The organism is Sebaldella termitidis ATCC 33386, assembly GCF_000024405.1.
GTDB classification, from domain to species: Bacteria; Fusobacteriota; Fusobacteriia; order Fusobacteriales; family Leptotrichiaceae; genus Sebaldella; species Sebaldella termitidis.
Genome location: NC_013517.1, coordinates 4,078,442 through 4,091,082, shown reverse-complemented (window position 1 = coordinate 4,091,082; position 12,641 = coordinate 4,078,442). Strand labels below are relative to the sequence as shown.

8 protein-coding genes are annotated in these 12,641 nt (G+C 34.9%); 3 read left to right on the top strand and 5 right to left on the bottom strand.

Going from position 1 to position 12,641, the window contains the following annotated elements; translation table 11 throughout:
- Positions 1 to 139: 139 nt before the first annotated feature.
- Positions 140 to 1,708: a peptide ABC transporter substrate-binding protein gene (locus STERM_RS19095; RefSeq protein ID WP_012863264.1), complete on the top strand. Its 1,569-nt coding sequence runs from the start codon at positions 140 to 142 to the stop codon at positions 1,706 to 1,708.
- A 98-nt stretch (positions 1,709 to 1,806) separates the two neighbouring features.
- On the opposite strand, the gene STERM_RS19090 is transcribed toward STERM_RS19095, so the two are convergent.
- From STERM_RS19090 to STERM_RS19075, 4 genes are read right to left on the bottom strand one after another with little or no spacing between them, the layout of a single operon-like run.
- The gene (locus STERM_RS19090; RefSeq protein ID WP_012863263.1) at positions 1,807 to 2,565 is read right to left on the bottom strand and encodes an ABC transporter permease; all 759 of its coding nucleotides are present in this window, start codon (positions 2,563 to 2,565) and stop codon (positions 1,807 to 1,809) included.
- Positions 2,537 to 3,514, bottom strand: coding sequence for an ABC transporter ATP-binding protein (locus STERM_RS19085; RefSeq protein ID WP_012863262.1), 978 nt, complete (start codon positions 3,512 to 3,514; stop codon positions 2,537 to 2,539). Before STERM_RS19085 ends, STERM_RS19090 begins: the two co-directional genes overlap by 29 nt.
- Positions 3,515 to 3,557: 43 nt before the next feature.
- Positions 3,558 to 4,004 (bottom strand): GyrI-like domain-containing protein, encoded by a 447-nt coding sequence (locus STERM_RS19080; RefSeq protein WP_012863261.1) that lies wholly within the window; start codon positions 4,002 to 4,004, stop codon positions 3,558 to 3,560.
- A 14-nt stretch (positions 4,005 to 4,018) separates the two neighbouring features.
- Complete coding sequence (locus STERM_RS19075) at positions 4,019 to 4,882, bottom strand: AraC family transcriptional regulator (protein ID WP_012863260.1); 864 nt, start codon at positions 4,880 to 4,882, stop codon at positions 4,019 to 4,021.
- A 232-nt stretch (positions 4,883 to 5,114) separates the two neighbouring features.
- Here STERM_RS19075 and STERM_RS19070 point away from each other — a divergent pair, with 232 nt between their 5' ends.
- A complete protein-coding gene (locus tag STERM_RS19070) occupies positions 5,115 to 7,595 on the top strand; it encodes an autotransporter family protein (protein WP_012863259.1) in 2,481 nt (826 codons plus the stop codon).
- Positions 7,596 to 7,685: 90 nt separating this feature from the next.
- Here the strand turns inward: STERM_RS19070 and STERM_RS19065 are convergent, their stop codons facing one another.
- Positions 7,686 to 10,466, bottom strand: a complete 2,781-nt coding sequence (locus STERM_RS19065; RefSeq protein ID WP_012863258.1) for an autotransporter outer membrane beta-barrel domain-containing protein — start codon at positions 10,464 to 10,466, stop codon at positions 7,686 to 7,688.
- A gap of 351 nt (positions 10,467 to 10,817) precedes the next feature.
- Between STERM_RS19065 and STERM_RS19060 the strand changes: the two genes are divergently transcribed.
- Positions 10,818 to 12,410: a peptide ABC transporter substrate-binding protein gene (locus tag STERM_RS19060; protein ID WP_012863257.1), complete on the top strand. Its 1,593-nt coding sequence runs from the start codon at positions 10,818 to 10,820 to the stop codon at positions 12,408 to 12,410.
- The last annotated feature ends 231 nt before the right edge of the window (positions 12,411 to 12,641 follow it).

Sequence of the window (12,641 nt, the reverse complement as noted above, 5' to 3'; positions counted from 1 at the left end):
AATAGTAACTGCCCTGATAGATTTCAGGGCAGTTTTTATATATAGTGAATTTTTAAATTATATAATAAGTAAATAATATTAGAAAAATGTGGACTAATTTAGTATAATATTAATAAACTAAATATAGAAGGGGAGAAGTATGAAGAAAATTTTGATATTATTATTTATTATTATGGGAATTATAGTTTATGGAGCTAAGAATGAGATTACGGTTAATTTTGAATATGAACCGTATGAGGCAAATTTAGATCCTCAACTAAGTGAAAGTATTACGGCTGCCAATATAATTCCGTTACTGTTTGAAGGACTAATCAAACAGAATGAAAATGGGGAGCCGGTTCCAGGGATTGCTGAAAAGTGGGAAAGAAATGCAGAAGGACTTGTATGGACTTTTTATTTGAGAGAAGCCGAGTGGGAAAATGGAGATCCTGTGACAGCAAATGATTTTAAATTTGCATGGATAAGGGCACTTGACAGTAAAAATGCAGCTGAGTACGCTTACATGCTGTTTCCTATAAAAGGAGCCTACGAATTCAATGTAGGAATGGGGAATATAGAGGAATTAGGAATAAAAGTTATAGATGAGAAGACACTAGAAGTAACACTTAATAGTCCTACAAGATATTTAGATTCACTATTAACCTTTCCGGTATATTCTCCGATAAATGAAAAATATTTTAATCTGTATAAAGATGAATATGGAAAAGACGCAGGGAAAATAATGTCAAACGGTGCGTACAAACTGGTAAAATGGGAGCATTCTGATGAATTAGTTCTTGAAAAAAATAAAAATTACTGGAATGAGAAAGAAGTGAAAACTGAAAAAATAAGAATAAAATTAATAAATGATATATCAAAATCATTAGAGGCTTTTGAAAATAATGAAATTGCGTTTACTGTGATAACACCGGAACTGTATACTGAATATAGGAAAGATAAGAGACTGATTTCTTATGATGACGGATCTGCATGGTATTTAGAGTATAATTTGGAAAATGATTTTCTTGCTAACAAGAAAATAAGACAGGCATTAACAATAGCGATAGATAAAGAAGAGCTGGGATCAATCTTGCAGGCAATGGGTAAACCGGCATACGGATATGTTCCGGGATTCGTACAGGGGGTAGATAAATCTTTCAGAAAAGAAGCAGGAAACACATATCCGCATTATAATTCCAAGAAAGCAAAAAAATTATTTGAAGAAGGACTAAAAGAACTCAATTTCAATGAAGCACCAGAAATAACACTAATATTTAACGATCAGGGAAATAATAAAAAAATAGCGGAATATATACAGGGAAAAATAAAAAAGGAACTTGGATATAATTTGAAGATAAAATCTTTACCATTCAAAGAAAGACTTGAAAGAATGACTCAAAAGACTTTTGAAATAGTTCTTGCAGGATGGAGCGGAGATTTTAATGATGCATTGAGCTATATGGATATATGGACAACTGGCGGCGGGAATAACCATGCCTCATACTCTAATCCTAAATATGACGAATTAATACAAATAGCACAAACAAGCTCTGATCAAAAAGCAAGAATAAAGGCTATGATAGAAGCAGAAAAAATTCTTGGTGATGATATGCCTATAGGAATGCTCTATTTTAGACAAAAAGTATTTTTGGTAAATCCGGAGCTTAAAAATATGAAATTTAAGCCGGTCGGATCTGAATATTATTTAATAGATGCGTACATAGAATAATTTAAATAATAAAAATAAAAAACAGCAGTATTTAAGTATAAATTTTATGTGATAAATATAAAATATACTTTTTTACTGCTGATTTATTTAAAGGAATATCAAATATTATTACTGCTTTTATTCAAATAATAAACAGATAAAACAAAGCTTAATATACATAATACCAGCATAATTCCGGCGGAATTAATAAAAATCCCCCAGTCCGTCGTATTTTCCAGAATAATATTACGGACACTGTTAATCACATGTGTAAAAGGATTTAGAAGAACTACAGTTTTATAGCTGCTGGAAATACTTTCATAAGGTATCAGTGCTGTACTGACAAAAAATATAGGAAGAACAAAAGTATTTATTATAACAAAAAATATATTTTCATCAGGTAATATAAGACTCAGCGTATAGGAAAAAGATGATATAAAAAATATTACAAGGAAAAACAGAATAATCAAAGGAATAAAGTCAGATATTTCCAAAGATAATTTTGCTGATAAAAAAAATGAGATAATAAATAATACTGCTATTTCCAGATATGATAATACTGCGGAATCTAAAATATGTCCGAGTATAATAGAGCTTCTTTTTACAGGTGAAATCTGTATGCGGTAAAAGCTGCCCTTAGTTTTCATTATATAATTAATAACACCGCTGCTTCCTGAACTGGCAAAAATAACAAGAACAAGAATACCGGGAAGTATGAAGCCGGTATAGCTGCCGGAAGAAATACCGGTAAAATCGGCATTAAAAACTGTGCTGTACAGCAAAAGCCAGATTAACGGCTGGAGTAATGTCATAATAACAGTTAGAGGATTTTGGAGTCTCCATTTGATATTACGCCAGAATATATTCGCGATTTCCACACTGAATTCCCCCTTCCTTATCATTTATAAGCGAGATGAATACGTCTTCAAGGCTGGGTTTTGAAACCTCTATACCGCTGTAATTTATCCTGTTTTCCATCAAGATTTTGTTAACCGTATAAAAATTCTGTTCATTATTTTGTGTATCTAATATGAGAGAGTTATTCTCTCTGCGTATATTGAAGATAAAATCAGTATTTTTTAGTTTTTCTTCAATAAAGTATGATTCTTTCGGACTTTTCAGAGTAACTTTTATTATATTTTTATCAGTATAATATCTGAGATTATCCGGAGTATCCTGTACCAAAGCTCTTCCGTTTTTAATTATGCATATCTGATCGCTTAGCATATCTGCTTCTTCAAGATAATGGGTAGTTAGAAAAATAGTGGTTTTAAAATTTTGTTTTATATCATTTATCAGTTTCCACATATTTCGTCGGGATTCTACATCCATACCCACTGTGGGTTCGTCGAGAAAAAGTATTTTTGGAGAAGAAACCATGCTCATTGCAATATCCAGACGGCGCTTTATCCCGCCGGAATAAGCAGAGATTTTATATTTTTCATATTGCTGCAGCTCGAAGGCTTCGATAAGATACTGTATTCTTTTTTTAGCTTCAGCAGAATCAATTTTATAAAGCCGGCTTTGAAAAAGCATATTTTCACGCAGTGAAAGATGTTCATCAATGGAAATCTGCTGTGCCACACATGAAATATTTCTTCTTACAAAATTCTTTTCTTTTTTGATATCCTTTCCGAGAATACAGGCTTTTCCGGAAGTGGAATTAATAAATGTAGTAAGAATATTAATAAGTGTTGATTTTCCGGCACCATTCACTCCTAAAAGGGAGAAAATATCTCCGGATTCTACTGTGAGATTAAGATTATTCAGGACTTTATTCCCTGTTTTATATGTTTTTGTTAGATTTTCTATTTTTATTACTTCCATTTTCAGACTCCTTTTTTAATACAGTTTACATACTGAAATACTGTCATTTCAGGGGAATTATTATTTCAGTAATATATTTATCAGGATTTCCTTTAAAAAACATACCCGGTCCTTTTATATAAACTTCCCTTACAGGAAGCGCCGTTTCAAGTTTTTTTTCAATAATATATTCGGCTAAAGCCTGATATGCAGATCTGATAGTTTCATAGCTGCCTGTATGAACAGTAGTAACAGCTTTTATCCGCGGAAGCTCTTTGATAATTATTCCCCTTAATTCCTTTTTTTCAGAAACCGGCACACATAATTCTATATCAGCAGTTTCTTTATATTCTTTATCATAGTAACAGAAAAACGGCGGACCGCTGCTCTGCCCCTTAAGTGCCTTATAAATATCAGGAAAATGCTTTCCTGCCTCTTTGTGTTTCCCGTTAAAACGCAGTGTTGCTGCAAGTATAGGTTCAATATCCATGATTTTTATTTCATAGTTCATAAAATAACCGCCTTTCAATTATTTTCTTCTTTTTTTAATGGAAACCAAAGTTCTGATCTGTAAGTATGAGACTTTATATCATCGTCAGTATACACTTCTATTTCCGGAGCTTTTCCATATTCATAACCAGAAGTAGGGAGCCACTCTGTATAAAACTGTCTGTAAATTTTTTGAATACTTTCAGGTGCTGCACCGGTGGAATCGAAGATAACCCATGTAGCTGCGGGAACTGTGTATTCAAAGGTGTTTTCCAATGTTTCATTACTTTTTACCGCAATATAATAATAAAAGTTTTCTTTGTTTTCATAAACAGTAACTCCGAGAATTTTTGGGAAATCAGGAGTAATTAACTTGCATAATTCAGGAAAAATTTCAGATTTTTTTGTATCTGTCCAAAATACTGGAACATTCTTAAAATTATTTTCCATATCCGTTTCTAAATTCATCCTTAAGCCTGTGATTCTGAAAGCTTCTTTTTTTTCAATTCTGTAGTTTATTACAGAATTGCCTTTTATGGTGACAGAAAAGCTCATTCGGGGATAGGCTTTCAGCATAGTTCCTTTTAGACGGGCATTTACCGGTGAAATGCCGTGTATACTCTGAAAAGCTCTGTTAAATGAAGTAGGCGATTCATATCCGTATTTAAAAGCTATGTCGATAATTTTTATATTACTGCTCTGTATCTCAAATGCCGCAGCAGTCATACGTCTTCGGCGAATATACTCCGCAAGGGGAACCTCTGAAATATATGAGAACATTCTTTGAAAGTGATAGACGGAACAGCAGGCAATTCTCGCTGCCTCTTCTATACTCACAGTTCCGCACAGGTTATCTTCGATATAGTCAATAGCTTTATTAAGCCGTTTCAGCCACTCCATAAAAACCTCCAGAAAAATAATAAGATATATCTTTTTTGCATGCATCTGATATAAGTGTAACATTATAAAAAATATATGTCCTCTCTTTTTATGCACAAAAATGTAAAAATAAAAATTTTAACTGTCCGAATACAGAAGAATATATTTATAGATATAGAAAAGAGATATAAAAGACATATATTGGATACATAAATATTTTATAGTGTAAATATAAAGTTTTTAGGAGGTTGCTATGAGAAAAAATATAAAAAAAGCTGTGCTTTTATTTTTACTGCTGAATCTTATAAATTGTTCAAGCAGCGGAGGCGGAGGTTCTTCCGGATCTTCAGGTTCGCCTTCCACATCACCGGGCGGAGGAAATGTATCAGCGGTAAAGATAGACAATAATATTATTTATAAGAACAGAAATGAGGTTTTGGAATATTCTGTCGGCAATAATACTGCTGCTGCCAATAAACCTGCTTTGAAGATGGAAGATAACAACACAAAGGTATTTAATGATAAAATACTGGAGTCAAATTATACAAGATTAAATCTTGAAAATGATACTTTTGTAGTAGAAGTAGATGACAGGGCATATTTTACCAATGCAGGTGTTATACAGGGAAATTCATACGGTGTTTCGCTGGAAGACGGCGGGACAATGATAAACAGCAATATTGTAAAAAATAACGGAGATTACGGTGTTTATCTTGATGATGATACATCTTTGTATAATTACGGTGAAATCATCAATTCCGGAAATTACGGAGTATTCGCCGAAGACAGGTCAAAAGTAGTGAATGAAGGAAAAATACAAAATAGAGGCGCATATGGTATTCTTGTATCGGAAAACGGGACGACAGCAACAAATAACAGTACCGGAAGAATTATGAATGCCGGAGACTTCGGAATGTATTCAGTAAACGGTGCAAAGGCGGTAAATGCCGGAATTGTCAGCAATACCGGGAATAAGGGAATGGCGGCTCATAATAATGCAAGTATAATAAATAACGGAACTGTAAGTAACAGCGGAACATACGGAATGTATATAAGCAGAAATTCCACAGGAATCAATAACGGTACCATAGAATTAACGGGAAATAATCTTACGGGAGTGTATGTAGGTGACAGAAGTACTTTTACAAATAACGGGACTATAAAAATAAACGGTACATCAGGAGTGGGTATAGAGGCAGTAAATTACAGTACAATAAAAATTGCACAGAATTCTAAAATAATTCTGGATGGTAATGCTGCAATAACACAGGGAAATACGAATTATACTTCTCCAAACAGTAATGTCAATTCAGGAGGAACAGCATATAAGCTGGATTCTACATCTCAGTTAATAAATGCCGGTGTAATTTCGGCATCAGGGACTTTATCGGTAAATACTGCGGGAAGAGTTATTCTGGACAGCAGTACCGGAAGTATAGAAGCTAAAACTCTGAATCTGGAAAAGGATATTTATCTAAATGTGAGTAAGACAATGAATTCATCTTTAGATACATATAATTATGACAATTTGAAAGTAGAAAATATAACAGGAAGCGGGGAAATTAAGTCAGACTCATCTTTATTTACCGCAAAAACTATACAGGCTGCTGACGGTACATACTCAGTTTCACTGGAAAGAAAAAAGTTTGATGCTGTATTTGACGGTAAATTTGGTGAAATACTGGAAAAAAATTATGCTGGTTCAGAAAATAACAATGAAAGCAAAGAATTGTATAATTCAATGAAAAGTATAAGCAGTGCCAAAGTACTCGGTCTTGCTGAGGAAGAAATAACAGGACGGGCAATAATAAGTAATTCATTGTATAATCAGTTTTATCAGGATAAGGTAATAAATAACGGAATTGATTCTTTATTATCAAGAAGGAATATTGACAGCACAGGTACAGAGTATTATTTTGAAGCATTGGGAAGTTTTTTGGATCAAAAAAATCTTAATGAAAGCAGCGGTTTCGACAGCAGTTCATATGGTGTAACAGCAGGAATGATGACATCCGTGAATAATTCTGTCTCGTTGGGCGGCTTTATTTCTTATCTGAGTACAGACATAGATTATAAAGATGCAGGAGATTCAAGTCAGGATACAGATACTTTTTCTGTCACAGGTGTTATGGAAAACAAGTTTGCAGATAATTTTAAATTAATAACAAAATTAGGCTATAATTATGGAAATAATGATACTACAAGAAGAATAACCTATGATAATACATACAGAGAAGTAAACGGTGAATATGATACATGGTCGTTGAACGGGACTACAGGTCTGGAATACAGCAAAGAAATTACAAAAAATATTATATTAAAACCATCTGTAAATCTTATTCTCAGTTATGCTTCACAGGAGGATTACACAGAAACAGGTTCTGTTACAGACATAAAGGTAGATTCGGTCGATGCTTTTTCAGCTAAAGCAGGAGTAGGAATAAAAGCTGATATAAATTTATTTGATAACGGAGCTTCGAGTTTTAAAGTTATTCCTAAAATAAATTATTATTATGAAATGGCTGATCCTTATAAAAATAAGAATATTAGTATGGCTTCATTCACAGATACAGTAGATATATGGAGCAGAGAGGCAGAAAAAAATGATTTGAACCTGGGTCTGGATTTAGAATACAGCTTTAATGCTTTTTCAGTTTCTGGAGGGTACAGTGCAGGAGTTTTAGATGATGCAAATGAACAGTTCTTAAATCTGGGATTCAAATTTTTCTTTTAATATATTGAGAACATCCACTTTTAGAAAAATAGTGAATCAATAAAAAAAATGAGCTTTTGGCTCATTTTTTTATATTTGGAATAATCAAACTTAGTTAAGATTTATTCTTGCTCCCACTGAGAATACATTATTCATTACCTTTGATCTTTCTATCTGCATGTCATAGTTAGCATACCATGACCATACAGGACTCACTTCTGTAAGAATTCCCACACCTGTCCATGCAGTATCATTTGCAAGACCGATACCTTTTACCTTGAATTTCTCATCTGGAAGTCCTACATAAGATGCATCATAGCTTAAATCCTCATCATTAAATGCTGCCTGCCATGAGAGATAACCAAGAACTGTTGATCTTCCGGCTGCCCAGTCGAATCCGACCTCGGCACGCAATCCTAATAATCCTGAAGTTTGTGAATATGTTTTACTGTCAGCTTTCAGACCGAAAAGACTGTTATCTTCAGAAAAGCTTCCTCTGTTTACACTGTCATATAAAAGACCGGCAAATGGAGTTACACTTACATTCGGAGAAGTTTTGAACTTGTATCCTACTTCCCCGTATCCTGAGAATACATAATCATCATGGTCTACAGAAAGATTTTCTGTGTATGATCCTATAATTACATCTCTTTCTACATCGCTCGAAACATATGCTCCACCAATACGTCCAAGTACATAGAAGCTGTCATTTTCAAATCCGTATCTTCCGTATAATGAGAAGCCCAGATTTTGACTCTTTGATTCTCCGGCATATCTGTCAAAGTCAGCCTTGGAATCAGAGAATGCAAGTGCAGCACCGAGAATAAATTTACTGTTAAAGGCTTTGTCGATACCTATCTGTCCGCCGTAAAGGTAAGTGTCTGCTTCGGCATATCCTGATTCGTAAAGTCTTCCTACTGAACCAATCGCGTTAAACCAGACACCTGTGCTGTTACCCGGTTCATTCATGCTTCCAAGCCATGTCAGTCTGTTAGACAGATCCTTATTTATAGTCTGTGACTGCTGGAAGGTAAGAGCCTGAGCCGAAGCATAAATCTGTCCTGATAAGCTGTCAAGAGATGCAGCTAGTGTTTTTGAAGAAGCAGTCTGCTGTAAATACGCAGCCTGTGTTCTGAATGCTTCACTTCCTGTACCGCTGTCAAGTATCTTGAAGACCTGTTCTAGATTCGAAGCCGAGTTATCTCTTGTAGCATCAGAGTTATAAGTATCTGCAGAGTAAGCAGAAACATCTTTTCTAGTCATTTCCAGTTCTATATTATCTGAATTATACTGAAGTTCTGTACTTAAAAGTACTGGAGTTTCCACAGAGCCAAAACCGTTTTCTATTCCCTGATCAGCAACAAGAACTTTTCCCTGTATGCTGTCAGAAGAACTTACATAAACAGGATTGTTATTTTCATCTTTAGGAGTTGCTACCCTTAGGACAGAGCCTGAAAGAGATGCTTTTCCTTTTACGTTAATTGTGGAACCGGCAGTGCTTTCAGTTACAGAATCTGAAGAAGCAGTGTAGTTTCCCGATATTGTTGTTCCGTTTGATTCATTTACAAAAGTACCTCCGTTGTTTATAACATTATTATCAACATATCCCCCGTTACTTGAGAAAGTACCGTTTGTCTGTATCTGAACCTGTGATATTACTTTTCCGTTAACTGTAAGAGTACCGCCTCTGACAATATTGTCACCTGTGTAAGTATTGCTTCCTGTAAGAATAAGCTTTCCCGTACCTTCTTTTATGACACCGGCATCACCGCTTATATCATTTCCGAAATAAGAAGTAACAGTATCAAAGTTAATGTAAACATAGTTTCCCAGAGCCAGCTTCTTATCAAACAGAGCAGGACCTTTTACGGCTTTCTCCACATTCAGAAGACCCCATCCGTAAACATCGTCTACACCGAGCTTCCCCATATCAGTTGCAGTGGATAAAAGTGTCTGTCTCAGAAGGTCTCCGTTCATCCATGGATATTTCTGCTGTACAAGGGCTGCTGCACCTGTGACTGCCGGAGCTGCAAATGAAGTTCCCATACCGGTAACACTTTTTACATAAAAGTTATAATCACCAACTGCTGCTATACACCAGTTTTGTGCAAGACCGCATTTATTGGCATAATCAGCAGTAAGACCTGTATTGGAATCAATGGCAGTAACTGCAAGCCATCCTTTTTCCAAAACCGGATATAAGTAAGGAAGTCCTGCTTCAGCACCAGGCTGTGAAGATTTTCCGTTTCCTGTGGCCCAAATAAATAATGAGTCGGTAGTTGCTCTTTTATAGAAAAAATCTATAACCGGATCAGATAAAGGAAACTCTGATTTTTTGGCAGTACCAGTGGCTTTGTCAGCACCAAAAGACTGGTTGAATATTCTGACACCGTCATTATATAATGACTGGTACATAGGCAAAGTAGTATCAACACATGTATCTGTCCCGTCATCACATGTTACTCCTGCGGAAATTGCTTTTATTTTAACATTAGGCGCCATACCAATTGTCTTACCACCTGCTATTTCAGCAACAAGACTTCCATGTGCGTTAGTGTTCCCTGGAAATGAAGGATCCGTGCTTATACGCGGATTATTCAAGCTGTCCTTGAATTCTGCATTTGCAGTGTCAAAGCCTGTATCAATAATACCGATAGTAACTCCGGTTCCGTTAATACCGCTGCTTTTGACTGTGCTTGCTTTATGCGGGTCACTTTTGTTAAAAGGAACATAAGGTGCATCGGGAGTAGTAACAGTACCGGGATCAGGATCAGGTGTAGATGGAATTGGCGTCGCCGGGGTTCCTCCTCCACCGCCGCCACCGCCGCCGGAACTTCCGCATGCAGTAAGAGCAATAAGAAGAGCGGTAACCAATAAAAATTTCTTTTTCATAAAATATCTCCTTTTATTTAAGATAGCTGTATTCTCAATAAAAAAATTAATGCTTTGATAAATAAAAAACAAAAAATGTCAGACCATAAACTTATAATTTATATTAAAAAAAAATAAGATATATTAAAAATTTATTTTTTATTAAAGCACAGAGAAGTACAGGAATATTAATAAACTCGTAATAATTATACATGTCTGAATAGCAAAAGTCAAGATTAAAATTATAAAATAAAGTTAATCATAAATTTAAAAATAAAATTGACTTTCAGATAAATTCAAAATAAAGGCATAGAAAAAATATGAAAAATTTAGTAGAATATATATACAAAAATAATTGTTGAAAGGAGAAAAATGAAAAAACTATTTTTATTATTTATAATGATGATTCTTATTTCCTGCGGAGGTGCAGGTAAAGAAAGCAGCTCTTCTGGAAACACTAAGATTATAGTAAATGAAACAGCAGAACCAAAATCTATAGATCCGGGACTTTTGACCGATCAAAGCGGAATAGCAGTTAATTCACTGGTAAGTGAGGGATTGACAAGACAGGGAAAAGACGGGACTCCTGAGCCGGGACTGGCTGAAAAATGGGATGTAAGCGAAGACGGGCTGACATGGACTTTTCATTTGAGAGAAAATATAAAGTGGTCAAGCGGAGAACCTGTTACTGCAGATGATTTCAAATTTGCATGGCTGAGGGTACTGGAGCCGGCTACAGCTTCGGAATATGCCTACATGCTTCATTATATAAAAGGCGGTCAGGCATATAATGAAGGTAAAGGAAAAAAAGAGGATGTAGGAATAAATGTAATAGACAGCAGGACACTGGAAGTAAAACTGGAAAGACCCACTGCTTACTTTGCTTCACTGGCGGCATCTCCTACATATGCTCCGATCAGGGAGAAGTTTTTTGATGAGAAAGGAAAGAATTTTGCTCTGGAAGCTGATGCCATGGAGTACAGCGGACCATATAAAATAAAAAACTGGAAACATGATTCTAACTTTATTATGGTAAAAAATGAAAACTACTGGAATAAGGATCATATAAAAATAGATGAAGTAGAAATGGTTCTTGTAGCTGATTCCACAGCTGAGCTGAATGCATTTAACAACGGTGAAATAGAGCTGATAAGATTAACGGCCGAGCAGTATAAAAGATATGAAAAAGATCCGAGAGTAAATGTATTCAGAAATAATTCGGTATGGTATCTGGAATATAATATGGAGAATAAATTTCTGGCAAATAAGAAAATCAGACAGGCGCTTACTCTTGCAGTAGATAAAGAGGAAATGGCAAATACCATAGTGAAAGGAACGGGAGAAGCAGCTTACGGTATAGTACCTACGGGATTTCCGGGAGAAAGTAAGACTTTCAGGGAAGAAAACGGAGATTCATATCCGAAGTATAACCCGGAAGAAGCAAAAAGACTTTATAAAGAGGGTCTTGCAGAGCTTGGTGTAACTGAACTTCCTGAACTGTCACTGATTATAAATGAAGCCGGAAATAATAAAAAAATAGCAGAGTATGTGCAAGAAAAAATCAGAACTAATCTGGGGGCAAATATAAGAATAGAGCCTATTCCTTTTAAGGAAAGAATGGCAAGACTCCAGCAGAAAGACTTTGAGATAGTTCTTTCAGGGTGGGGTTCTGATTATGCAGATCCTATGACATATATAGATTTATTCGTGACAAACGGAGGAAATAATCATTCGTCATATTCTAATCCAAAATATGACGAGCTTATAAAGACAGCAAATAACAGCAGTGATAATAAAGTAAGAATGCAGGCTATGAGAGATGCGGAGAAAATACTGGGTGATGATATGCCTGTGGGAGTTATGCTTTATTCTACAAGGGTTATTATGCTTAATCCAAAAATAAAAAATGTATATTTTAAAGGAATCGGAGCAGAATATTATTTGTATGATGCTTACGTGGAATAATAAAGCAAAGGCGGACTTTTCCAATACGGAAAGGAACCGCCTTTTTAATGTATCACAGTTATTTCTCAATATTACGCAGCTGAAATTTATAAAGCATTTATGAATATTTTTCTATTTAAAAAAATTATGGAATATTAAGGGGTTTTTTCGGAGAATACTTGCAATTACAACTGAAAGAATGATAAAATAAGAATAAACTATTGAGGAAGGTGCTGTGAATGAAAAAAATAT